Origin of the sequence: Leucobacter sp. CX87 (assembly GCF_018682295.1) — a bacterium.
In the GTDB taxonomy this organism is placed as follows: domain Bacteria; phylum Actinomycetota; class Actinomycetes; order Actinomycetales; family Microbacteriaceae; genus Cx-87.
Map to the genome: position 1 here is coordinate 62,888 of NZ_JAFIRI010000007.1, position 22,645 is coordinate 85,532.

21 protein-coding genes and 1 riboswitch are annotated in these 22,645 nt (G+C 69.2%); of the genes, 6 read left to right on the forward strand and 15 right to left on the reverse strand.

Features of this window, described 5'->3' with window-relative positions; translation table 11 throughout:
• Positions 1-54 precede the first annotated feature (54 nt).
• On the forward strand, positions 55-1,080 hold the full coding sequence (locus KOE53_RS11140; RefSeq protein WP_188058548.1) for a helix-turn-helix transcriptional regulator: 1,026 nt from the start codon (positions 55-57) through the stop codon (positions 1,078-1,080).
• Here the strand turns inward: KOE53_RS11140 and KOE53_RS11145 are convergent.
• From KOE53_RS11145 to KOE53_RS11155, 3 genes are read right to left on the reverse strand one after another with little or no spacing between them, the layout of a single operon-like run.
• Complete coding sequence (locus KOE53_RS11145; RefSeq protein WP_188058549.1) at positions 1,046-1,783, reverse strand: CE1759 family FMN reductase; 738 nt, start codon at positions 1,781-1,783, stop codon at positions 1,046-1,048. The genes KOE53_RS11140 and KOE53_RS11145 overlap by 35 nt on opposite strands.
• Complete coding sequence (locus KOE53_RS11150) at positions 1,780-2,271, reverse strand: MarR family winged helix-turn-helix transcriptional regulator (RefSeq protein ID WP_188044712.1); 492 nt, start codon at positions 2,269-2,271, stop codon at positions 1,780-1,782. Before KOE53_RS11150 ends, KOE53_RS11145 begins: the two co-directional genes overlap by 4 nt.
• Positions 2,265-3,401, reverse strand: coding sequence for an LLM class flavin-dependent oxidoreductase (locus tag KOE53_RS11155; RefSeq protein WP_188058550.1), 1,137 nt, complete (start codon positions 3,399-3,401; stop codon positions 2,265-2,267). The genes KOE53_RS11150 and KOE53_RS11155 overlap by 7 nt, the downstream gene beginning before the upstream one ends.
• A 168-nt stretch (positions 3,402-3,569) precedes the next feature.
• Here KOE53_RS11155 and KOE53_RS11160 point away from each other — a divergent pair, with 168 nt between their 5' ends.
• Both KOE53_RS11160 and KOE53_RS11165 read left to right on the forward strand, forming a co-directional pair.
• Entirely contained in the window at positions 3,570-4,607 is a 1,038-nt protein-coding gene (locus KOE53_RS11160; protein WP_251364312.1) for an agmatine deiminase family protein, read from the forward strand.
• A gap of 49 nt (positions 4,608-4,656) precedes the next feature.
• Positions 4,657-5,037, forward strand: coding sequence for an META domain-containing protein (locus KOE53_RS11165; RefSeq protein ID WP_188044714.1), 381 nt, complete (start codon positions 4,657-4,659; stop codon positions 5,035-5,037).
• Between the two features lie 90 nt (positions 5,038-5,127).
• On the opposite strand, the gene KOE53_RS11170 is transcribed toward KOE53_RS11165, so the two are convergent.
• Positions 5,128-5,484, reverse strand: a complete 357-nt coding sequence (locus KOE53_RS11170) for a hypothetical protein (protein WP_188044715.1) — start codon at positions 5,482-5,484, stop codon at positions 5,128-5,130.
• A gap of 158 nt (positions 5,485-5,642) precedes the next feature.
• Between KOE53_RS11170 and KOE53_RS11175 the strand changes: the two genes are divergently transcribed.
• Both KOE53_RS11175 and KOE53_RS11180 read left to right on the forward strand, forming a co-directional pair.
• The gene (locus KOE53_RS11175; protein WP_188058551.1) at positions 5,643-7,163 is read left to right on the forward strand and encodes an aldehyde dehydrogenase (NADP(+)); all 1,521 of its coding nucleotides are present in this window, start codon (positions 5,643-5,645) and stop codon (positions 7,161-7,163) included.
• A gap of 961 nt (positions 7,164-8,124) precedes the next feature.
• Positions 8,125-8,478 carry a DUF559 domain-containing protein gene (locus KOE53_RS11180; RefSeq protein WP_188058552.1) on the forward strand — a complete coding sequence of 118 codons (354 nt, stop codon included), beginning with the start codon at positions 8,125-8,127 and terminating at the stop codon, positions 8,476-8,478.
• A gap of 142 nt (positions 8,479-8,620) precedes the next feature.
• Here the strand turns inward: KOE53_RS11180 and purH are convergent, their stop codons facing one another.
• The 11 genes from purH to sucC all read right to left on the reverse strand — a co-directional run bounded on the left by purH (position 8,621) and on the right by sucC (position 21,680).
• Positions 8,621-10,279 (reverse strand): bifunctional phosphoribosylaminoimidazolecarboxamide formyltransferase/IMP cyclohydrolase, encoded by a 1,659-nt coding sequence (gene purH, locus KOE53_RS11185; protein WP_188045688.1) that lies wholly within the window; start codon positions 10,277-10,279, stop codon positions 8,621-8,623.
• Positions 10,280-10,327: 48 nt separating this feature from the next.
• Positions 10,328-10,930: a phosphoribosylglycinamide formyltransferase gene (purN, locus tag KOE53_RS11190; protein WP_188058553.1), complete on the reverse strand. Its 603-nt coding sequence runs from the start codon at positions 10,928-10,930 to the stop codon at positions 10,328-10,330.
• 32 nt (positions 10,931-10,962) lie between these two features.
• Positions 10,963-11,526 carry a nucleoside/nucleotide kinase family protein gene (locus KOE53_RS11195; protein ID WP_223160208.1) on the reverse strand — a complete coding sequence of 188 codons (564 nt, stop codon included), beginning with the start codon at positions 11,524-11,526 and terminating at the stop codon, positions 10,963-10,965.
• Positions 11,523-12,335 carry an ABC transporter ATP-binding protein gene (locus tag KOE53_RS11200; RefSeq protein ID WP_353055639.1) on the reverse strand — a complete coding sequence of 271 codons (813 nt, stop codon included), beginning with the start codon at positions 12,333-12,335 and terminating at the stop codon, positions 11,523-11,525. Before KOE53_RS11200 ends, KOE53_RS11195 begins: the two co-directional genes overlap by 4 nt.
• Positions 12,332-14,047, reverse strand: a complete 1,716-nt coding sequence (locus KOE53_RS11205; RefSeq protein ID WP_188058554.1) for an ABC transporter permease — start codon at positions 14,045-14,047, stop codon at positions 12,332-12,334. The genes KOE53_RS11200 and KOE53_RS11205 overlap by 4 nt, the downstream gene beginning before the upstream one ends.
• A 19-nt stretch (positions 14,048-14,066) precedes the next feature.
• The gene (locus tag KOE53_RS11210) at positions 14,067-15,137 is read right to left on the reverse strand and encodes a thiamine ABC transporter substrate-binding protein (protein ID WP_188058555.1); all 1,071 of its coding nucleotides are present in this window, start codon (positions 15,135-15,137) and stop codon (positions 14,067-14,069) included.
• A riboswitch (TPP riboswitch) is annotated at positions 15,132-15,241 on the reverse strand. Its footprint overlaps the gene before it by 6 nt.
• Positions 15,242-17,119 carry a cell division protein PerM gene (locus KOE53_RS11215; protein WP_188058556.1) on the reverse strand — a complete coding sequence of 626 codons (1,878 nt, stop codon included), beginning with the start codon at positions 17,117-17,119 and terminating at the stop codon, positions 15,242-15,244.
• Positions 17,120-17,175: 56 nt separating this feature from the next.
• Positions 17,176-18,153: an endonuclease/exonuclease/phosphatase family protein gene (locus KOE53_RS11220; protein WP_188058557.1), complete on the reverse strand. Its 978-nt coding sequence runs from the start codon at positions 18,151-18,153 to the stop codon at positions 17,176-17,178.
• 132 nt (positions 18,154-18,285) lie between these two features.
• A complete protein-coding gene (locus KOE53_RS11225; protein WP_188058558.1) occupies positions 18,286-19,365 on the reverse strand; it encodes a hypothetical protein in 1,080 nt (359 codons plus the stop codon).
• A 210-nt stretch (positions 19,366-19,575) separates the two neighbouring features.
• On the reverse strand, positions 19,576-20,478 hold the full coding sequence (gene sucD / locus KOE53_RS11230; protein WP_188045695.1) for a succinate--CoA ligase subunit alpha: 903 nt from the start codon (positions 20,476-20,478) through the stop codon (positions 19,576-19,578).
• 35 nt (positions 20,479-20,513) lie between these two features.
• A complete protein-coding gene (gene sucC / locus KOE53_RS11235; protein ID WP_188045696.1) occupies positions 20,514-21,680 on the reverse strand; it encodes an ADP-forming succinate--CoA ligase subunit beta in 1,167 nt (388 codons plus the stop codon).
• 260 nt (positions 21,681-21,940) lie between these two features.
• Between sucC and KOE53_RS11240 the strand changes: the two genes are divergently transcribed.
• The gene (locus KOE53_RS11240; RefSeq protein WP_241095534.1) at positions 21,941-22,594 is read left to right on the forward strand and encodes a TetR/AcrR family transcriptional regulator; all 654 of its coding nucleotides are present in this window, start codon (positions 21,941-21,943) and stop codon (positions 22,592-22,594) included.
• The last annotated feature ends 51 nt before the right edge of the window (positions 22,595-22,645 follow it).

Consider the following 22,645-nt stretch of genomic DNA (forward strand, 5'->3'; position numbering starts at 1 on the left):
AAGATATGCAGGATTGCGGACACAATATGTCCGCGGTGCTGCGACACTGATGCAATGCGAAACGATCCCACGGGCAGGGCGTTGCAACTGCTGTCGCTCTTACAGACCCATCGGTTCTGGAGCTGCGCCGAGCTCGCCACGCGGCTCGAGGTGACAGAGCGAACGGTGCGCCGTGATGTTGACCGACTCCGCGAGCTGGGCTACACGGTCGATTCCACGTCAGGGCGGTACGGGGGCTATCGACTGGCCACGGGCGCGCATGTTCCACCCCTGGTGCTCGACGACGACGAAGCTGTCGCCGTCACCGTCGGATTGCGTTATGCCGCTGAGGCAGCCATCGACGGTTTCGAGGAGACCTCGTTGCGCGCACTGACAAAAATAGAAACCCTTCTCCCGCATCGCCTGCGCCGACGCGTCTCGGCCCTGCATTCCAGCATGAGCTCTGTGAGCCTGGGCCACTCTGCGGACTTCGTTGACCCCGACGCACTGAGCGTGCTCGCCGCCGCTTGTCGCGATCATGAGTACGTGCGCTTTGCGTATCAACGGGGTGACGGCGAAGGGAGCACGCGGTTCGTCGAACCTCACCGGCTCGTATCGGCCGGGCGTCGCTGGTATCTTGCTGCTTGGGACGCAGATCGCAGCGACTGGCGATCGTTCCGGCTCGACCGTCTTCGTAAGCCCCGCCTGGTAGGCAGACACTTCGCGCCACGGCAGATTCCCGGCGGCGACGCGGGGACCTTCATCGCCAGATCGATCGGGTCGACACCCCAATTGCAGCAGGCGACGCTCATCGTCCACTCCCCGTTCGCCACGCTCGAAAGTGTGCTTCGCTGGATCGAACACACCCCCCTCGAGGTGACCGACGATCAATGTCTCCTGCAGATTCGTAGCGAAGACCTCGGTCGCCTCTCGTTGACGGTTGCCCGCATCGCGCTGACCTCCCGAGTGGAAGTTATCGAACCCGTTGAACTCGCCGACACGGTCACGCAGCTCGCCCGGAACCTCGACGGGTCAACACCGCGACGATCGGGCGGCGGGGTCTCGCCTAGCCCACCTCGGCCCCGGCGAACCGGGACATGAGCGCCGCAAACTCCGACTCGTTGGCGTTCTTCTCCTGAGCCGCCGCCGTCGCGGCCACCTCGTCGACCGACGGCGCGATGGCCGGGGCCGTGTCGAGCGCCTGCGCACGGGCATCGCCCGCGCCGGACACGGCGGGATCCTGCGCAGCGATGCCGCCACGCAGCAGCCGCACCGCGTCGGCAAGCTCACGCCCGAGCGTGCCGGCGCGCTCGTCGATGACCTCGGCGCCCGCCCGCGAACCCCACGCGTCGGTCTCGACGAACATGCCGGTGGGCAGCGGGAACGCGCGTAGGTAGGCGAACAGCGGGCGCATCGCCATCTCGGTGACGAGCGAGTGCCGCGCGGTGCCCCCGGTGGCCCCGAGCGCGACCGGGACGCCACGGATGGCGTCGGGCTCCACGAGATCCCAGAAGGACTTGAACAGCCCGGCCATCGAGCCGTTGAACACGGGCGTCACAGCGACGATCCCGTCGGCCCGACGGACTGCGGCGAGCGCCTCCGCAAGGGCAGGCTCGGCATATCCGGTCAAGAGGTTGTTCGCGATCTGCACCGCGAGCTCGCGCAGCTCGATCACGGTCACCTCGACCGTGCCGCCCTGCGCCTCGAGCGCGCGCGACGCGGGGCCGAGCACGCGGTCGGCGAGCATGCGGGTGCTGGACGGGGTGCCGAGGCCGCCGGAGACGGCGACGAGTTGGATAGTCATGAGGGGGTTCCTTCGGAAACTGCGGTTGGTTCGGGAAGTGCGGCGGAGAGTTTCCGCGAGAGGTCTCGCAGCGTGGCCATCTCCTCGGAGGTGAGGCGCTGGGCGAGCGCGCGGGTCACGTCGCGGGCATGGCCCGCACCGATCTTGCGCTGCAGCTGGCGCCCCGTTTCGGTGAGGCTCAGGATCGCACCGCGGCGATCGGCCGGGTCGGGCCGACGGTCGACGAGGCCCTCGGCCACCAGCCGCTCGATCAGGCGGCTGAGTGACGGCTGCGAGATCAAGAGGCAGTCGGTGAGATCCTTCTGCCGCATCCCCGCGTCGTCTCGACTCAGCGTGTAGAGCACGTCGTAGTCGCGGTCGCTGCGGCCGGCCCACGCGTCCGACGCCTGGAACTCCCGGTACCGGACGGACTGCGCCCGGAACAGGGCCTCCCACGCATCGAGCGCGAGGCGAGAGATCTCGCCGCGGGCAGGATCCTGGCCTACCATCGTGCGTCCGACTCGGCGGTGGCGGCAGCCTGCGCCGTCACGGCCTCTGCGGCTGCGGCGCGGGCCGCCTGGACGCGGCTGGCGTGCGTCGGCGTCTCGGGGACGTCGGCCGGGCGGTTCTTCGCGAACTCGGCGCGCAGCACCGGCAGCACCTCTTCGCCGAACAGGTCGAGCTGCTCGAGGACGATCTTCAGGGGCAGGCCGGCGTGATCGATCAGGAACAGCTGGCGCTGGTAGTCGCCGGCCCAGTCGCGGAACGAGAGGGTGCGGTCGATAACCTGCTGCGGGCTGCCCACGATCAGCGGGGTCTGATCCATGAAGTCCTCCATCTTGGGGCCGTGGCCGTAGACGGGGGCGTTGTCGAAGTACGGGCGGAACTCATTGATCGCATCCTGCGAGTTCTTGCGCATGAAGAACTGTCCTCCGAGCCCGACGATCGCCTGGTGCGCCTTGCCGTGGCCGTAGTGCTCGTAGCGCTCGCGGTAGATGTCAATCAGGCGAGCGGTGTGCTCCTTCGGCCAGAAGATGTTGTTGGCGAAGAAGCCGTCGCCATAGAACGCGGCCTGGTGCGCGATCTCAGGGCTGCGGATCGAGCCGTGCCACACAAACGGGGCAACGCCATCGAGCGGGCGCGGCGTCGAGGTGAAGCCTTGCAGGGGCGTGCGGAACTGGCCCTCCCAATCGACGACCTCTTCGGTCCACAGGCGACGAAGCAGGGCGTAGTTCTCGATTGCCAGCGGGATTCCCTGGCGGATGTCCTTGCCGAACCAGGGGTACACGGGGCCGGTGTTGCCCCGGCCCATGACGAGGTCGACGCGGCCGCCCGAGAGGTGCTGCAGTGTCGCGTAGTCCTCCGCGATCTTCACGGGATCGTTCGTGGTGATCAGCGTGGTCGCCGTCGAGAGCGTGATGCGCTCGGTCTGCGCCGCGATGTACGCGAGCGAGGTCGTGGGCGAGGACGGGAAGAACGGCGGATTGTGGTGCTCGCCGGTCGCGAAGACGTCCATGCCGATCTCCTCGACCTTCTTCGCGATAGCGACGTGGCCGCGGATGCGCTCCTGCTCGGTCTGGGTGATGCCGGTGGTGGGATCCTGGGTGAGGTCCCCGACCGAGAAGATTCCGAACTCCATGATGTCCTCTGACTTTCCGCCCCAGTGGGGGCACTCTCAAAGTATATTCACTTGAATCTAATTACGCAAGACTTCAACTAAATGTGTCGGCACTGTACCGGCTAGACTGTACACATACGTTTACCCAGACACACCGACGTTCACCGAAGAGCCCGAGGAGTATCCGCGATGACCACCCCCACTACTTGGAACATGCCCATCGAGGGCCACGAGCAGGAGCGCCTCTGGATGGCGTGGCCCACGAGCGGCTACACGCTCGGCGAGACCGAGGCCGAGGTCGCCGAGGCCCGCCAGACCTGGGCCGCTGTCGCCAATACCGCTGCGGACTTTGAGCCCGTCACCGTCGTCGTGAACCCGGGCGACGAGGACGTAGCGCGGACGCACCTCTCGGGAGCGATCGAGCTCCTCAGCGCTCCCCTCAACGACGCCTGGATGCGCGACATCGGCCCGAGCTTCGTCATCAGCGACGACGGCCAGCTTGGCGCGGTCGACTTCGTCTTCAACGGCTGGGGCGGGCAAGAATGGGCCAGCTGGGACAAGGATCAGCACATCGGTCGCATCGTCGCCGAGGCCGCCGGCGCCGAGCTCATCTCCTCGAAGATGGTGAACGAGGGTGGCGGGATCCAGGTGGACGGCACCGGCCGCGTCATCGTCACGCGCACTGTGCAGCTGGATCCGGGCCGAAACCCCCGCCTCAGCCAGCAGGACGTCGAAGCAGAGCTCGCGCGCACGATCGGCGTGGACAGCGTACTCTGGCTGCCCCGCGGCTTGGCCCGCGACCACGAAACCTTTGGCACGCGCGGCCACTCCGACATCCTCGCCGCATTTGCGACCCCCGAGGTGCTGCTCATGCACCGCCAGGACTCGCAGTCGCACCCCGACCACGCGATCGCGCGCGAAAATCGGGCCGTCGCCGAGCGCTACTTCGCTGAGCACGGCCGCGCCCCCGAGATCATCGACCTCCCCGCACCCGAGGCGCTGCGCGACGACGAGGGCTTCGTCGACTACAGCTACATCAACCACCTCGTCATCAACGGCGCCGTGCTGGCCTGCGCCTTCGACGACCCCTCCGACGATCGCGCGCTCGGCGTGCTCCGCGAGGTCTACCCGGGCCGCGAGGTCATCGGCATCGACGCCCGCCCGCTCTTCGCGCGCGGCGGCGGGATCCACTGCATCACTCAGCAGCAGCCGAAGGTTTCGCGGTAGTTCGCAGAAAATCCTCCGCCGCGCGGCGTCGAAGATATACGCTTCAGCTATGAAGTCACGCATCTTCGCCGCCGCCGCGGCCGCGGCCGTATTGGCCCTGTCTCTCAGTGCCTGCGCACAGCAGGCCTCCGCCTACGGCACGTGGGGCACACCCGACTCGAAGCAGCAGAACGAGCCCGGATTGCAGCTCGGCGAGGACGGTAAGGTCTCGGGAACAGACGGCTGCAACCGCCTCGTGGGAACCTTCGAGGTCGACGGCGACACGGTCACCTTCGGGCCGCTCGCCTCCACGATGATGTTCTGCGAGGGCGTCGACACCTGGCTCGGCAAGGCGGTCACCGCAACGGTCAAGGGAGACAATCTCACGGTCCTCGACCAGGACGGCGCGAAGATCGGCACGCTCAAGCGAGCCGCCTCAGACGCCGAGTAACAACCCAAAACGCACGGCGGCCCGCCACCTCGAATGAGGGGCGGGCCGCCGTGCGTTGCGGCGCGAAGCGCCGGGATCCTGCGGGGCTGTTTACCAGAACACCGCAAGGATGATGTTCAGCACGGTCAGGCCGCCAATCGTCGGTAACACCCAGCCGGCGACGCGATCCTTCTTCTTGTTGATCAGCGCGATCACGACGATCGCGATGAGCACGACCAGCTTGACGCCAATCTTCGCGTTGTCGATGTAGTCGCCCATGCCGCGGCCGTAGGCGAGGCCGACGAGCGCGAGGCCCGAAAGCAGCATCAGCCAACCACCGTGCAGGATCCCGGGGCTCAGCTTTGCCGCGCCCGCCTTGAGCGCGGGGATCTGGGCGATCACTCCGCCGATGATGACGGCGAAGCCGATGAAGTGCAGCACCAGCGCAATGTTCCTGAGAATTTCCATACCCCCATAGTATCGGCGGCGCAACTGACCGCCCACAGCACGCGCGTAGCAAGGTGATTCTCAGGGGCCGCACCGTGCCCGGGTTTGGGCGCACCCCAGTGCAATGGCACAATGGGAGGGACCGGATTCTTTCCCCGCACCCATGGAGGTTGCAGAGTATGGCGAACGCCGCCCTTTCCCCCGAACTCGAGTCTGTCGTCGCGCGCGCAGCCCAGGCAGCACCGCTGTTTGCCGCCACGAAACCGGAAGATCGCGCCCACGCGCTCGTGGCCGCGGCCGATGCACTCGAGGCCGCGAAGCCTCACCTGGTCGAGATCGCTCAGCGCGAGACCGGGCTCACCGAGGCTCGCCTGAATGGCGAGGTGACTCGTACCGCCGTGCAGCTGCGGCTGTTCGCCGAGGCGCTGGTCGACGGGCGCTACCTTGATGCCCGCATTGACGAGGCAGACTCAGCCTTCGCGCTCGGCGTCCGCCCGGACATCCGTCGCACGCACCTCCCGCTCGGCCCGATCATCAACTTCTCGGCGTCGAACTTTCCCTTCGCGTTCTCGGTGGCCGGCGGCGACTCCGCCGCCATCCTCGCCGCGGGCTGCCCGCTTATTGTGAAGGCGCACTCGGGCCACCCCGAGCTGTCGGACGCGACCGCGAAGGTGCTCGGCGACGCTCTGACCGCCGCCGGTATGCCCGAGGGCACCTTCCAACTCATCCACGGCCAGCAGGCCGGTGTCGACGTGCTCAAGGATCCGCGGATCAAGGGCGGCGCATTCACCGGCTCGATCTTCGTCGGGCGCCTGCTCGCCGATATCGCCGCCAGCCGCCCCACCCCGATCCCGTTCTTCGGCGAGCTCGGCAGCGTGAACCCCGTCTTCGTGACGCAGGGCGCGCTCGACGAGCGTCGCGACGAGATCGCGGCCGGGTACGTGACCGCGGTATCCGGATCCGCCGGCCAGCTGTGCACGAAGCCCGGCTTCGTCTTCGCCCCCGAGGGACACGAGCTGGACGCGGCGATCGCTGCCGCAGCGGGGCCCGTCGCCGAGCACCGCCTGCTCGGCCCGCGCCTCGCCCAGAGCTACTCGGCCCGCCGCGACGCGATCCTGGCGGCGCCCGGAGTCCGCGTCATCGTCGAGGGCGGGCTCCGCTTCGACGAAGACGGGCAGGGCTGGGCCACGCCGACCGTCGTCGCGGTCTCGCTCGACGACCTCCGCGCCGGCCGCGAGGCGATCCTGGAAGAGGCCTTCGGCCCGCTCTCGGTCATCGTCGAGGTGCCCGAGGGCACCGAGCTCGCCCCGCTCCTCCCCGAGCTGTTCGAGGGCAACCTCTCGGCGACGCTGCACCTGTCCGACGCTGAGCTCGCGGGTTCGACCGAGAATGTGGCGGAGCTGCGCGCGCTCGTGCAGGCCATGGCGCTGCAGGTCGGCCGCGTGCTGTTCAACGGCTGGTCCACCGGCGTCGCCGTCACGCCCGCCACGACGCACGGCGGCCCGTGGCCCGCGACGACGAACGACTCGAGCACGTCCGTTGGCACGGCGGCCATCTCTCGCTTCCAGCGCCCCGTGAGCTACCAGTCCGTGTCGGCGGCGTTCCTGCCCGTGGAGCTGCGCGATGACAACCCGCGCGGCGTCCCGCAGACGCGTTCGGCGGCAGGCGAGTCGGTGACCTGGGGCGATCGCTGGCGCTAGGCGCCCGGCGCGCGCCTAGCTCGCGCTGATTCACGAAGGCCCCGGGGGAATCCCTCGGGGCCTTCGTTGTTTTCGGGCCTGCCCCTTGCACCACCATTCATCTTCCCCTCCCCCTCCCCCTCCCCCTCTTCCAAGCCCTCCCTCCCCCCTCACTCCGCCGACCCCATCCCTCGCCGACCCGTCGCAATCTGCGGCTTCCCGAGAGTTCATGCCGCAGATTGAGACTTCTCGATCCGTGGCGAGCCACTTCTGGGATGCAACCCGTTGTCCACAAGAGCTCTATGAACAAGGTTCTCCCCAGATTCGGTTTGAGTGCCCACCCATCAACCCGGGAACTAAGAATCAATACATGCCTCATCCGAGACGCCAAACCCCTGAGTTGCCTCCCGTGTTCAGCGTTCAGGAGGCTCTTTCTGCTGGGTCAACGCTCAGCTCGATTCGCCACCCCGCACTCGCCGCGCCGCACTACGGGGTACGTTCCCTACTCGTAGCACCTTCATCGGACGCCTCGCTGCACGCGCGAACGGCCCGCGCTGCCGCTCATGTACTCCCCCGTCTTCGCCCAGGCGAAGCGATCGGCCACACAACTGCGCTCGTGCTCTACGGCTGCCCGATTCGCACGAAGTTCGCTCTCCATGTGGTCGCTCCGCCTGGGCTCGAGAGAAACAGGACTCAGGGAGTGACCGGTCACTCCCTGAGCAACCCGGCGCCATTCGAAACCCTCCGAGGCGTCCCCATAGTGATGCCCAGCGCGGCTGTGATGCAGAGCGCAGGGATCCTGCCGTTGCGGGAACTCGTCGTTGCGATCGACAGTCTTGTTCGCCCGCGGGGCCGAGACCGTCAGCTACCGCCTCACGTCGCTTTGGGGCGTCTCCACGAACACGCCGTGGCGTTTCGCGGACGCGGTGCCACGCGGCTTCGTCTTGCCCTTTCGCTGTCCAAGGTCGGCGCAGAATCCCGGATGGAGACGCTGACTCGGCTCATGCTCGATGCATTCGGTCTGGCCGAGTACTTCACGCTCCAGGTCGAGTTGCACGACGCGGCCGGCTGGATCGGGCGATTCGATCTCGTAAGTGAGGAACGACGAACCATCGTGGAGTTCGACGGAGATCAGCACCGCACCGACAAGGCCCAGTATGCCAAGGACATCCGCAGGCTGGACCGAGCCCGAGCTGCCGGGTTCCATGTCATTCGGTTGCTGAGCGACGACGTCCTGTACCGGCCATACGAATGCGCAGCATGGGTGGCCTCAGCGTTGAGTGCACCACTCGCACCGCTCCCTCTGCAGCCCGCACTCCTCGACCCACGCGGCTAGCCACCATCGAGACGTCTCAAACTGCGGCTTCGTCGAAAAGGATGCCGCAGATCGAGACGGGTCGCGGGCCCAGATCCCGGCCAGGGCGCAGAACGCAGGAGGCCCCGGGACGCGAGTCCCGGGGCCTCCTGCGCGCACGTGCCTAGTGGAAGAAGTGGCGCTCACCCGTGAAGTACATGGTCACGCCCGCGGCGGCGGCCGCCGCGATGACCTCTTCGTCGCGCACCGATCCGCCGGGCTGCACGACTGCGCGCACGCCCGCGTCGAGCAGCACCTGCAGGCCGTCGGCGAAGGGGAAGAACGCGTCGGACGCGGCGACCGCGCCCTGTGCGCGCTCACCCGCGCGGGAGACTGCGAGGCGGCACGAGTCCACCCGGTTCACCTGGCCCATGCCGACGCCGACCGAGGCGCCGTCCTGCGCGAGCAGAATGCCGTTGGACTTCACCGCGCGGCACGCACGCCAAGCGAACTCGAGCTCGGCAAGCGTCTCCGCAGAAGCCGCCTCACCCGCGGCAAGCGTCCATGACGCTGCGGGCGCAAAGTGACGGTCGGCATCCTGCATGAGGAAGCCGCCCGAGACCTGCCGGGTCTCAACCGGGTTCGCCGCGAAGTCGATCGGCAGCACGAGCAGGCGGATGTTCTTCTTCTGCGTCAGAATCTCGACGGCCTCGGGCTCAAAGCCCGGGGCAACCAGCACCTCGGTGAAGATGCCCGCCACGGTCTTGGCCATCTCAGCGGTGACCGTGCGGTTCGCGGCGATGACGCCGCCGAAGGCCGACACCGGGTCGCAGGCGTGCGCCAGCTCGTGCGCCGCGGCGATCTCGTCAGCGGCACCCTCGGGCGCCACGGCGATGCCGCACGGGTTTGCGTGCTTGATGATCGCGACGGCCGCGCGCTCGTGGTCGTAGGCGGCCCGGACGGCGGCGTCGGCGTCGACGTAGTTGTTGTACGACATCTCCTTGCCGTGCAGCTGCGTCGCCTGCGCGATGCCTGCGGCATCCGCCTCGGAGAAGAGCGCGGCGCGCTGGTGGCTGTTCTCGCCGTAGCGCAGCACCGCAGTGCGCACGCCGCCCGAGAACACGGTCACGAAGCCATCGGGGTTCTCGAACAACGCGTCGACCGAGGCGTCGGCCGCGGCGTCATCGTCGGCGGGGGCATCGGCCCAGCCGCGCTCCTCAGCGTCGGCGAACCAGGTCGCGACCATCTCGTCGTACTGCGCGGTGTGCGCGAATGCCTCGGCGGCCAGCGAGCGTCGCAGCGCGAGCGTGGTGCCCCCGGCGCGGACGGCCGAGATGACCTCGCCGTAGCGCACGGGCGAGACGACGATCGCGGCGTTCGGGTGGTTCTTTGCGGTGGCGCGCACCATCGCGGGGCCACCGATGTCAATGTTCTCGACGACGTCGGCGTCGGGCTTGCCCGAGGCGACCGTCTCGGCGAACGGGTACAGGTTCACGACGACGAGCTCGAACGGCGCATAGCCGAGCTGCTCGAGCTGCGCCCGGTGGTCGGCGAGACGCAAGTCGGCGAGCAGACCCGAGTGCACAGCGGGGTGCAGCGTCTTGACGCGGCCGTCGAGGGCCTCAGCAAACCCGGTCACCTCGGCCACGTCGGTGACCGAGTGGCCCGCGTCGCGGATCGTGCTCGCGGTGGATCCCGTCGAGACGATCTCCACGCCGGCGTCGGCGAGGGCCGCGGCGAGCTCGAGCAGCCCGCTCTTGTCACTCACCGAGATCAGCGCTCGGCGCACGGGCACCTGGTCGCGGTGTTCGTACAGGCTGGGGTCTTGGCTCGATACGGCCATGGGCGGGGCTCCTTCGAAGGGGATACGGAACGGGCAGAAAGAACGGGACTATGGGTGGGCAGCGCGCGCGATCTCGGCGAGCGAGATTCGCTCCTCGGCGATGTCGCGCACGACGTCGATGAGGAGGGGGCGTTCGACCTGTTTGATGCGCTCGTGCAGCTCGGCTTCGGACTCACCCGGGCGGATCTCGACGCGCGCCTGCCGGATGACGGGACCCGTATCGACGCCCTCATCGATGACGTGGACGGTGAGGCCGGTCTCGGTGGCACCGGCGGCGAGCGCGTCGCGCACCGCGTGTGCCCCGGGAAAGAGCGGCAAGAGTGCCGGGTGCGTGTTGATCAGGTTCGGGCTGAGGGCGCGCACGAAGTCTTCAGGCAGGATCCGCATGAGGCCCGCGCTCACGACGAGATCGGGCGACGCGCGCTGGATCTCGGCGAGGAACGCTTCCCCCCACGCGCCGCGGTCCGCGTAGTCGCGCGGGCGAACGATGAAGTAGGGGATCCCGGCAGCGGCCGCGTGGGCGATTCCGCCGGCGTCGCCGTCCGCTCCTACCGCGACGATGCGCGCCGGGAAGCCCGGTTCGCTCGCGGCATCGATAAGGGCGCGGAGGTTGCTGCCCCCGCCGGAGATCAGCACGACGATGTTCAGCACTCGATCAGTCTACCCGCGCGACAGGCGCCGCATCATCGGGGTGTGAGCTCGCCGGTGTGCACGATTTCGCGGGCAAGCGCGATCGGCGCGTGTGCCACCAGATGCGACGCCTCCTGGGCGGCCCAGCGGTCCCAGTGGGGGCGAAAGAGCTCGCCGTCTCGCTCAAGCGCGCGGGCTCGGCGCTCGGGTTCAGCGCACTCGACCCACACCGCGATGGCGGGGCCGACCTGGCGGGCCGCGGCAAGCGAGCCCGCAGTGATCGCGCCGCATCCCTCGATCACGAGTGGTGCCGTGAGGTCGACCGACACCCACTCGGCAGGTTCCCCGAGCGCCCAGTCGTAGCGCCGATAGCCGCCGCGTCCGAGCACGTCGGTCTCGGCCGCCAGGGCACCCGCGGCGAGGCCATCCCAGCCCGGGTAGAGCGCATCGAGGTGCACGACTCCGACACCGAGGCGGTGCGCCAGGCGCCGAGCCAGCGTGGTCTTTCCCGATCCGGCGCCGCCGTCGATAAGTACGACCCCGCCGCCCGCGCCGAACCCGCGGGCGGCGAGCCGGGCCGCGAGACGGTCAGCCCGTGCGGCGGCGTGCGCGCTCACGTGGCCTGGCCAACGGGTGGCGCGGCAGGATCCGACTGCGCCTCGACGTTCCCGGCGCGCATGCGCACGACGCGATCGGCGACGGCCGCCGCCTCGGCGTGATCGTGCGTGACCATGATTGCGGTGGTGCCGGTCGCACGCAGGATCTCGCGAGTCTCGGAGGCGAGCCGCTCGCGCAGCTCACGATCGAGCGCCGAGAACGGCTCGTCCAGGAGGAGCAGGCGCGGCCGGGGCGCGAGAGAGCGCGCGAGCGCCACCCGCTGCCGTTCGCCCCCGGAGAGGTGGGTCACGGCTCGCGGGCCCGCCCCAGGCAGGCTGACGAGCTCAAGTAGTTCAGCGACACGGGCGTCTCGCTCATGACGCGGTACCCCCTGCACCCGCAGCCCGTACGCTATGTTCTCGGCGACGCTCTGGTGCGCGAACAGCTGTCCGTCCTGAAAGACGAGCCCGAAACCGCGCCGGTGCGTGGGAACGCCGGCGAGGTCCTCGCCGTCCCATCGCACGACCCCTTCGGCGTCGGGTTCGAGCCCCGCGATGACGCGCAGGAGCGTCGATTTTCCACACCCGCTCGGCCCGACCAGCGCGACGATCTCGCCACGATGAACGATCAGGCTCGCCCCCGCAAGCGCCTGCGCGGGCGGCTCGCCCCGGCTGCCGGTAGGGCTCGGAAACGCGAGCACGAGATCGATCGCTTCCAACCCGGGCGTTCCCGCCACTGACGTACCCGGCTGGTTCGCCCCCTGCTCCGTCTGCCCCATCATCGACTCCTCCCCATCCGTATCGCGCGGCCCCACTCTCTCGTTCGTCATATCTCGCCCGCCCAGTCTCCCCGAAGTCGCTCGGCCACCAGCATGACCCCCGCGGTCAGCGCACCGAGCAGCACCGACGCCGCAATCGCCGCCTCGTAGTTTTCAACGCCCTGGCGCGAAATCAGTTGCGCGATCACCACGGGCAGCGTCTGCGCGTCGGGCCGAACGAGGAAAGCGGTCGCCCCGAACTCGCCGAGGGACGCGGCGAAGGCGAAGCCCACCGCGAGCCCCAGCGCCCGGCCCGCGACCGGCAGATCGATGGTGCGGAGCACCCGCCACCCGTCAGCGCCCAGTGTCGCCGCGGCGTCGCGCAGCCTCGGGTCGATCGCCCGCAGCACCGGAGCGATCGTGCGCACGACCAACGGCAGCGCAATGAGCGCCTGCGCGACCGGGATCAGCACGATCGAGCTGCGGAGGTCGATGCCGATGCCCAGCGGGCGATGCATCGTGAGCAGCAGCCCAAATCCGACGGTCACGGCAGAGACCCCGATCGGCAACATGACGGCGCCGTCGAAGGCGTGGATCCCGCGACGAAGCGCCCGCGACCGGGGCCGCCGCGACACGACGAGGGCGACCAGCACCCCGAGCACCACGGCGATGAGCGCCGCGACGAGGGCAAGCCGGATAGACAGCCACGCCGAGTCGAGCACCGAACCCGACAGCGGCGAGTCCGGCGGCGGCACGACGAGGTTGTGGTAGTGCTCGAGCGTCCAGGCCCCGTCGACGGTGCGCAGCGAGCGCAGCACCAGCGACCCGATGGGCAGCATGTGCAGCACGAGAATGGTCACCGCGAAGACGGCAAGTACCGGCAGGTGGGTGCGCCGGATCCGGGCCGCCGCCGGCCGCATCGCCGCCGCGCGTTCGCGCCCCGAGCGCAGGCGCGCCGAGACGGCGATCGCCGCGGCGACGATGACGAGCTGCAGGATCGAGAGCACTGCCGCCCCACGCAGATCGAGGTACTGCACCGTGAGCCGGTAGATCTCGGTCTCGATGGTCTGAAACTCGCGCCCGCCGAGCACGAGCACGATGCCGAACGAGGTCGCGCAGAAGAGAAACACGAGGGCTGCGGCGGACGCGATCGCCGGGGTGAGCGCGGGCAGCGTCACCGTCCACCACACCCGCGCGGGGCTCGCGCCGAGGCAGCTCGCCGCCTGTTCCGGGCGGGCATCGAGCTGCGCCCAGAATCCGCCGACGGTGCGCATCACGACGGTCACGTTGAAGAAGGCGAGGGCGAGCACAATGATGACGAAGCTGCCGTCGATGTCGAGAAACGCGAGCGGGCCCCCCGGGCCGAACACCGCGCGAAACGCGACCGCGACGACGACCGTCGGCAGCACGAACGGCACAGTGAGGAGCCCGCGCAGCGCCGCCCTCCCGCGAAAGCGCAGGCGGTAGAGCACGAACGCGGCAGGCACGCCGAGGACGACCGAAAGCGCCGTGCCCGCGGCGGCCTGCGCGAGGGTCTGTCCCAGGGCCCGCCAGGTGCGCGCCGAACCGAGCACCTCGGTGAGCCCCGAGAGGTCGATCCCGCCCGCGCGCCCGCCGACGCCGCCCAGAAAGCCGGTCGACACGAGGGCGACGACCGGCCAGACGAAGAAGACGAACAGGAACGCGAGCGGCACCAGCACGGCGGCACCCCACGCGATCACACTGCCGAGCGGCCAGCGCCGCACGTGGCGGGCTCGCCGCCGCACGCGCGGTGATCGATTCATCGGCGGGATCCTGCCGGCCCTAGAAACCTGTCGCCTCGCCCCAGCTGCGCAGCCACTCGTCGCGTTCGGCACCGATCGTCGCCGCGGGCAGGTCGTTGAGCGACTCGGGGAGCGTGGCGAACCGCAGCCACTCCTCGGGCAGCGTGACGCTCGCGTCGACCGGGTACATGAACATCGTGTCGGCGATAGTGCCCTGGAACTCCTGCGAGAGCAGGTAGTCGATCACGGCACGCGCACCCTCCGGATTCTCCGCCCCGCGCAACACCCCGGCGTACTCGATCTGGGTCGAGCAGGTCTCGGGGAGGTTCGCGGTCGTCGACGCGGAACCGTCCTCCGTCACCGTCCAGGCGGGCGACGTGCTGTACGAGACGACGATGGGGCGGGAGCCCGATTCGCCGCCCTGCGTGAACTGGCCGTTGTACCCCTCAGTCCAGCCCTGCGCGAGCAGCGCACCGTTGTCCAGCAGGTCCGCCCAGTACTCGGCGAACGCGTCCTCGCCGAAGTGCGCGACCGTGCCGACGAGGAACGAGGTCCCCGTCGAGGACGAGGTCGGGTCAAGCAGCACCGTGAGGTCGCGGTAGGCGGGCTTCGCCAGGTCCTCATAGCTCACCGGTGCAGGGATACCCCGCTCGGCGAACCACGCAGGATCAATGTTGACGCAGGTGGCGCCGTGGTCGACCGGAACGACCGAACCCTCATCGTCAAACGCGAAGTCGGCGGCGCCCTCCGGCAGCTCGGCCGCGTACGGCTCGACGACGTCGTGCTCGATGAGGCGGGAGACGAGCGCGTTGTCTACGCCGAAGAACGCGTCGGCGATCGGGGCGCCCTGGGTGAGCACGAGCTTATTCGTGAGCTCTCCCCCATCGCCGGCCGTCAACACCGTGACGTCGAGGCCCGTCGCCGCGCTCGCGGCCTGCGCGAACTCGTCGTTCGGGAACGAGTCGTGCACCATGATCGTCACGGCGTTCGGCGACGCGCTGCCGGTGGCCTCCGCCCCCTGGCAGCCGGCGACGGCAAGCGTGGCCGCAATGACGATCGTCACGGGAAGCGCGCGTCGCGCCGTCCGATACACAATTCGGGTACGCATCATTCTGAGGTTCCTTCCTCCGCTGGTATGACCCAGATCAGGTTGAACGGTCGAAGCGCGCGCGCTCCCTCTCAGCCCGCCGCGTGCGGGCTCCCGTGGATACCTCGTTAGTCTAGCTGCTCCGGCCGCGCGAGCGGGTCACTGCCCAGATCGACCGTGGGCAGGTCGGTGGCCGTCTCGCCATCGGCCTCCGAAGCCTTCGCCTTGCCCCCGCGTCGCGTCGCGCGCTCGCCGAGCTGGCGCCACCACGGAGCCACGGCGCCGCGTCCGCTCGCCTCGTCGGAGTGGTCATCGGCCGGCGCGGGCAGCACCTCGCCGGTAAACGACGCGTCGTCCCAGGCGTACGCGCGCACGAGGGCTTCTTCCTCGTCGATCGGGTCAGTTTCGGTGAACGGCGCGGGCACGGGCTCCGGTTCAGATGCGCGCTGGAGCTCAGCCTCGATCCCTGGGGCAGCCGGGGCCCACTGCCCGTCCTCCTGCGGCGGCAGGGTAGCGCGAACAGGCGTGCCGGAATGCGCCGCGTCGTCGAGCTCGTCCGCAGGCAGCAGCGCCGATGCACCGTAGTCCTCGGTCACCTGCTCGGCGTCGTCGATCTCGGGCAGCACGCCCTCCTGCACTGCGCGGGCGACACCGTAGGGCAGCGTCACTTCGGGGGCAAAGTCCGCCGCGTCGGCCGGGTCGAGCGGGCTCTGCTGCGCAGCGCTTGCGCCCAGCACGTCCGTAGTGCCCGTAGCGCCCGCCCCCGCACGCCCCAACCGTGCGAGCTTGCGGGTCAGGTCATGGCGTGCGGCGAACGCGCCGATGGCCAAGCCGAACGCGACCTCGGCCGCGACGAACGCCCCGGCCTGCCACGGGTTTGGCCCAGTGGTGTCGAGTCGATCGGGGCCGATCGATCCGGTCGCGAGCGCCGAGAGACCGACGACCGCAAGACCGACGAGCGCCGCCCCGCTCAGGACGATTCCCGCTTCCCGGAGCGCCCCGGCGGCCCCGCGTCGACCCGCGAAGAGCACCCCACAGGCGATCGCGCAGAGCACGACGAGCAGGATCGCAATTGAGCCCCACGTGCCCCAGGCGGGCGGGATGGCCCCGAAGATCGGGAGCGCCGGGACGGGCCCGAGCAGCGTCTCGAACGGGGTCACCGAGCTGCCCGCACCGATGGCAAACCCCGACCCGCTGAACCAGGCGAGCGCCCAGATGACGGCCACCGGGAGGAATGCGATCTGCAGGATGAAGACCGCGGTCGCGCCGATGGGATCCAGCTGCAGGTGCTGGCTCAGGGTGACGACCTGGACGTACCCGCCCACAATGCTCACCCCAACGCCCAGCGCGGCGAGGGCGAGCAGCACGGCGAGGGTCGCTGCGGCGAGCCGCAGGGCGTCGGCGAGAGCCGCGATGACCTCGGGCGAACGACGCCAGCCCAGGCCAGCGATGCCGCGGTGCAGCTCACGCAGGGCGCGGTGCCACCACTCGTGGCCGTCGTGGGCCGCGCGCAGCAGGAAGCCCGCGACGGCGGGAAGCGTGAAGAACAGTGTGGGCGCGAGCACAGCGCCCCAAGCCGGAGCGGCAAGCAGCGGGGCGGCGAGCGCCACCGGCAGCAGTGTGACGGCGGCGAACCCGGCGAGGCCTGCGGGCAATCCCACGGCCCCCGCCCCACCGCGACGCCCGAGCCGCCAGCCGATCCGCGCGCCTGCGCCCGCGGTGATGAGGCCGATCCCGAGCGGCGCGAGCGAGAGGGTGAACCGCAGTGCCTCTGGTGCGAGGCCGAAGCTCAGCGCGGATTGCGCATCGAGCGTGAATCCGAGGGGCACCGCGTGCCCGAGCAGCCAGACCGCGGACAGGGCGGAGAGCACCTCGCCCGGCTCGCTTCCGAGCTGAAAGGTGATGATCCAGAGCAGGATCGTCGGGATCGCCACAATGACGAGTCCCGCCAGCGCGACGGCGCCCGCCTCGATCGCAGTGATCACTGCCGTCAGGATGCGTTTCATGCCGCAAGCAGTGTATCGAGCGCAGCCGGGCCAGACCGACCGGCACGCCCCATCGCTCAGAGGTTGAGCGTCGCGACAATGGCGCGGTGATCGCTCTGCCCAGCGCGCAGCGTGGTGTTCGCCACGACGTCCATTCCCCGCTGAAAGAGGTGGTCGATCCGCATGATCGGCGCGGTGCTCGGCCAGGTGAAGCCAAATCCGCCGCCGCTTTGCCGCGGTTCGGCGAGCACCGAAGTCAGCGCGCGCAGCGAGCGGTCGGTGGAACTGGCGTTGAAGTCCCCCACCGCAATCACCCGGTCGTTCACGTCCCGTTCGAGGGTGTCGGCCAGGTTCGCCAGCATGGTGTCGCGGTCCCCGTGGTCGCCCAGACGAGCGGAGGCGGCATGGACGACATACAGGCTGACCGGTCCGCTCGGGGTCACCAGGTCCACCGAGAGGCCGCGGTTCCACCCCAGGCCCAGATCGAGCATCGTGGCGTTCTCGAACGGGTACACGCTCCAGACCCCGATCGTGCCCGCCCCGTACGAGTACGGGTAGCGCTCATCAAGCACGGCGGCGGCGGCGCCCCGGGACTCCGCGTCCATCTCCTGTAGCGCGACGACGTCTGCGGACTGCGCGGCCAGGACCTGGGCCGTCTCCGCGGCGGTGCCGGAGCCCGCGCGCACGTTCTGGCTCGCGATCGTGAGGTGTGCGTCCGCCACAGGCGGCGCGGTCCACGACAGCGGAAGGATGAGGGGCACGACGATCGCGCACCAGACCGCGGCAGTCGCGACCGCCGCGGCGATCGCCGCACGAGCCCGCGAGAGCAGTGCCGCGAATATGAGCGGCGGCAGCAGGATTCCGAGCCAGGGAAGGCCGGAGTCGAGCGCAAGCGCGAGCCCTCCAACGTCGGGGACCACCAAGTGCAGCGCGAGCAGGATCCCGAGCGCGACGCCGGCGACGAACGTCACGCGGGCGAGCCCGACCGGCGGGGTGCGCGGACGCCGGGGCGGGCCGTGCTCGGCGCTCGGCGCGTTCGTCTGCAGCGTGGTCATCCCGTCGAGGCTAGCTCACGATGGCTGCGGAAACTCACGCGCGACTCTCGGCACCGAGTCGCGCCACGCGGCGAGCAACCTGGCATCCCGCCGAGCGGACGAAACCAGGACCGCTGATCCGTCGGGTGTGAATCAGCTGGAGGTCGCGCCCGCGTGCGCGGCCGCGACGGCGCGGTGCGCCTCGTACAGTGCGGTCGTCGTTCCCTCGGGGGCCCGGCCGAAGCCGCACTCGGTGGCCACGCCAAATTCGCCAGCGTGCGCTCGCGCGGCGTCGATCCGGCGCTGGGCGCCCTCAGCGCCGTCCTGACGGTGCACCAGCCCGAGGTACAGCTCAGTCTCGTCCGCCAGGTTCAGCTGTGCGAGCGGGGAGAAGTAGGCGGCGTCGTCGCGCTCGATAGGCACGGGAAGGTGCAGCCACGTGATGGGGCGCGTCGTCGCCTCCCGCACGAGGTTCGCGAACCGCACGAGATTTGCCGTGTCCGTCGGCTCAACGAAGTGCTTTTCTGCCACGTCGCCGTAGCACAGGTGCACCCCTGCCTCGACGCCAGCAGGCACGCGATCGAGCTGCCTGGCCAGGCGTTCGCTCGTGGCCACCCATTCGTCGTCGAACCACGCGGGCGACGGCGCGGCCGTGCGGCCAGCTTCCAGGATCGCGAACTCCAGCGCCGCGTCCCACTGGATCGCCAGGCGATCGTGCGGAATCGCGTCCACGATCCGCTCGAGCTCTGCAGCGAGCGCCGCCTCGTACACGGGCTCGAAGGCCGCGCGGTCCTCCGCTGCGACCAGCGCAGCGACAAAGCCGATTGGGGTCGGCAGCGAGACCTGGAAGCGCGTCGCATCGGCAATGACGCCCGCGTCCTGCAGCTTCGAGAAGATTGCCCACGACTCGAGCGCGGCGTCGGCGTAGCCCAGACTGGGCAGCACGATGTCCGCGGCGCGCACCCCGTCTGCCACGCGGACTGGGCGGAAGTCGATGCCGCGCTGGATGAACGGTTGGTCACCGACCCGTTCGATTCCTTCCACGGCCCCGACACGATCGGCCTGGAACACGATCCAGTGGAAGCGCTCGCCCACCTCCCCGTCCGGGATCCGGCGCAGCAACGGACCGAGGTGTTCCGCGGCGGTGCGGAAGACGCTCTCGGCGTCGTCGAGGTTGATGCTGCCGACGAGGTGCGCGCCGCGCGGCGTCGGTGCGGCGATGGTTTCGGTCATGTCGTGCTCCCCGTAAATGGTCGTGGTGGACTGCGGCGCGGGCTCCCCCGCCAGCCCAGTGTCACACCGGGAGCAAGGTGCTCGCCGGGCGTGCGACACGCAGCGTCACACACCGCGCCGCGGCACAACGTTCCCCGGCCCCACCAGACGCCACAGACGCACCAGGGCGGCCGAGGCAATAGCCCCGACCGCCCTGGTGAATCGCGCGAACTAGCGCGCGGCAAACACCTCGCGCAGCAGGCGAGCCGTCTCAGACGGCGTCTTGCCGACCTTGACACCGGCGGCCTCGAGGGCCTCCTTCTTCGCCTGGGCGGTGCCGGCCGAGCCGGAGACGATTGCGCCGGCGTGGCCCATCGTCTTGCCCTCGGGCGCGGTGAAGCCTGCGACGTAGCCGACGACCGGCTTCGTCACGTGCGCCTTGATGTACTCCGCCGCACGCTCCTCAGCATCGCCGCCAATCTCGCCGATCATGACGATCGCCTCGGTCTCGGGGTCTGCCTCGAACGCCGCGAGGGCGTCGATGTGCGTCGTGCCAATGACGGGGTCGCCGCCGATGCCGATCGCGGTCGAGAAACCGAGATCGCGCAGCTCGTACATCATCTGGTAGGTCAGCGTGCCCGACTTCGACACGAGGCCGATCGGGCCCTTGCCCGTGATCGTCGCGGGGGTAATGCCCGCGAGCGCCTCACCCGGCGTGATGATGCCGGGGCAGTTCGGGCCAATGATGCGCGTGTGGTTTCCCGTCGCCTTGGCGTGCGCCCAGAGCTCGGCAGAGTCCTTGACCGGCACGCCCTCGGTGATGATGACGAGCAGGCCGATGCCGGCGTCGATCGCCTCGATAGACGCGTCCTTGGTGAACGCGGGGGGCACGAATGCCACCGATACGTCTGCCCCGGTCGCGGCCATCGCCTCGGCGACCGTTGCGAAGACGGGCAGCTCGACGGCCGCGCCGTTGGCGTCAACGTGCGAGACCGTGGTGCCGGCCTTGCGCGCGTTGACGCCGCCCACGATCTGGGTACCAGCCGCGAGCATGCGGGCGGTGTGCTTGGTGCCCTCGCCGCCGGTGATGCCCTGGACGATGACCTTGGAATCCTTGTTCAGGAAGATAGACATTCTGGTGCTTCTCTCTTCGTAACGTTCGTCGTGGGCTAGCGCGCGTTCGCGAGCTCGGCGGCCTTGTCGGCGCCCTCGTCCATGGTCTCGGCCAGCGTGACGAGCGGGTGCGCGGCCTCGTTCAGGATGCGGCGTCCCTCCTCGACGTTATTGCCGTCCAGTCGCACGACGAGCGGCTTGTTGGCCGTGTCGCCCAGCGTGTTCAGCGCGCCGACGATCCCGTTCGCGACCGCGTCACAGGCTGTGATGCCACCGAAGACGTTGACGAAGACTGACTTCACCTGCGGGTCACCGAGGATGACGTCGAGGCCAGCGGCCATGACCTCAGCTGATGCTCCGCCGCCGATGTCGAGGAAGTTCGCGGGCTTCACGCCGCCGTGGTTCTCACCGGCGTAGGCGACGACGTCGAGGGTCGACATCACGAGGCCCGCACCGTTGCCGATCACACCGACCTCGCCGTCGAGCTTGACGTAGTTGAGATCCTGCGCCTTGGCCTTCGCCTCAAGCGGGTCGACCGTGTCCTGGTCTTCGAGCGCCGCGTGCTCCGCGTGACGGAACCCGGCGTTCTCGTCGAGCGAGACCTTGCCGTCGAGGGCGACGATGTCTCCCTCTTCCGTGAGGACGAGGGGGTTGACCTCGACGAGCGTCGCGTCCTCACCGATGTAGACCTCGTACAGCTTCTGCAGCACGGGGACGACCTTGCCAATGAGCTCCTCGGGGAACTTCGCAGCGCGGGCAATCTCTTCGGCCTTCGCCGCGTCAATGCCGCCGATCGGATCAACCTCGATGCGCGCGAGCGCCTCGGGCTTCTCGACCGCGAGGATCTCGATCTCCATGCCGCCCTCAACGCTGCACAGCGAGAGGTACGAGCGGTTCGCGCGGTCCAGCAGCACCGAGAAGTAGAACTCCTGGGCGATGCGAGCGCCAGCCGCGACCATCACGCGCTTGACGATGTGGCCCTTAATGTCGAGGCCCAAGATTGCCTCTGCGGCGGCGAACGCCTCGTCGGGCGTCTTCGCGACCTTCACGCCGCCAGCCTTGCCGCGGCCCCCGGCCTTCACCTGCGCCTTGACGACGACAACGCCGCCAATTTTCTCCGCAGCGGCCCGGACGGCCTCCGGGGTCTCAGCGACGATGCCGGCAAGCACCGGAACCCCGTATCGCTCGAACAGATCACGTGCCTGATACTCGTAAAGATCCACGCCTATCCCATCATGCTGGTTGCGGAACCGTAAGTCTGCATGGCTTCGGCGCCGCGGTGTCTCGAGGAATGCACGACGTCGTGCCCCGGATCACGGGACCATACGCGTGCAAATCCAGCCTACACCCGCGCCACGCCCCAGAAAGCCGTCCCAGGGAGCCTGGAAATCCCGGCGGTAGACTGGGTTCAGTGTCACCGTTGGGGAGTGAACCGGGCAGACCCCGTCCGGCAGCTCCCCGCCAGGAAGAGAGGAAGTTCTCAGTGAGCTCTTCACCACCGAAACTCGGTCTTCGCGCTCGAAAACGTCGCGCCACTGAGAACGCCATCGAACTCGCTGCCGTTGAGCTCGCTCTCGATCTGGGCGTCGAACACGTCACCGTCGAAGCAATCTGCGAGCGCGCGGACGTGTCTCGCAGCACCTTCTTTAACTACTTCGCCGGTCGTGACTACGCGATCGTCGGACGCGCGATCACCGTGCTCCAGGGCGACGAGGCGTTTGCCGTGCTCGACACGTGCCCGGGCGATTTGCCGCGCGGTATCTTCCGCCTCATTTTTGCCTCAATCGGACACCGCAACGTCCACACCGATGTTGCCCGCGGCCGCGCGAAGCTGGCGCGCGAGCAGCCCGCCGCACGCCGTCTCTCGTCGATCTCCATGGTCGAATCGGGCGAGGCGCTCATCGAGGTCGCGACGCAGTGGCTGCTCGCCCACCCCGAACACTCGCGGCTTGATTCGCCCGTGGTTGAGGCGAATCTCGCCGCCTCCCTTGCCCACGCTGCGGTCACGACGATGCTGATCGAGTGGGCCACGGGAGAGGGCGACATCGACGCGGACGAGAGTTCACTCGACGAGGCCTTCGCGCAGTTGCGCACCATCCTGGGCGAGGCTCCGCCGGCGAACTCGCCCGCCCCGTAGCGAAAGGCCTCCCCTTGGCGAGCGGGCGCCTACTCGGCAATGTCGCGATGG

Coding starts and splice junctions, on each gene's coding strand:
- KOE53_RS11140 (WP_188058548.1), top strand. CDS start 55: ATGCGAAACGATCCCACGGGCAGGGCGTTGCAACTGCTGTCGCTCTTA.
- KOE53_RS11145 (WP_188058549.1), bottom strand. CDS start 1,783: ATGACTATCCAACTCGTCGCCGTCTCCGGCGGCCTCGGCACCCCGTCC.
- KOE53_RS11150 (WP_188044712.1), bottom strand. CDS start 2,271: ATGGTAGGCCAGGATCCTGCCCGCGGCGAGATCTCTCGCCTCGCGCTC.
- KOE53_RS11155 (WP_188058550.1), bottom strand. CDS start 3,401: ATGGAGTTCGGAATCTTCTCGGTCGGGGACCTCACCCAGGATCCCACC.
- KOE53_RS11160 (WP_251364312.1), top strand. CDS start 3,570: ATGACCACCCCCACTACTTGGAACATGCCCATCGAGGGCCACGAGCAG.
- KOE53_RS11165 (WP_188044714.1), top strand. CDS start 4,657: ATGAAGTCACGCATCTTCGCCGCCGCCGCGGCCGCGGCCGTATTGGCC.
- KOE53_RS11170 (WP_188044715.1), bottom strand. CDS start 5,484: ATGGAAATTCTCAGGAACATTGCGCTGGTGCTGCACTTCATCGGCTTC.
- KOE53_RS11175 (WP_188058551.1), top strand. CDS start 5,643: ATGGCGAACGCCGCCCTTTCCCCCGAACTCGAGTCTGTCGTCGCGCGC.
- KOE53_RS11180 (WP_188058552.1), top strand. CDS start 8,125: ATGGAGACGCTGACTCGGCTCATGCTCGATGCATTCGGTCTGGCCGAG.
- purH (WP_188045688.1), bottom strand. CDS start 10,279: ATGGCCGTATCGAGCCAAGACCCCAGCCTGTACGAACACCGCGACCAG.
- KOE53_RS11200 (WP_353055639.1), bottom strand. CDS start 12,335: ATGACGAACGAGAGAGTGGGGCCGCGCGATACGGATGGGGAGGAGTCG.
- KOE53_RS11205 (WP_188058554.1), bottom strand. CDS start 14,047: ATGAATCGATCACCGCGCGTGCGGCGGCGAGCCCGCCACGTGCGGCGC.
- KOE53_RS11210 (WP_188058555.1), bottom strand. CDS start 15,137: ATGATGCGTACCCGAATTGTGTATCGGACGGCGCGACGCGCGCTTCCC.
- KOE53_RS11215 (WP_188058556.1), bottom strand. CDS start 17,119: ATGAAACGCATCCTGACGGCAGTGATCACTGCGATCGAGGCGGGCGCC.
- KOE53_RS11220 (WP_188058557.1), bottom strand. CDS start 18,153: ATGACCACGCTGCAGACGAACGCGCCGAGCGCCGAGCACGGCCCGCCC.
- KOE53_RS11225 (WP_188058558.1), bottom strand. CDS start 19,365: ATGACCGAAACCATCGCCGCACCGACGCCGCGCGGCGCGCACCTCGTC.
- sucD (WP_188045695.1), bottom strand. CDS start 20,478: ATGTCTATCTTCCTGAACAAGGATTCCAAGGTCATCGTCCAGGGCATC.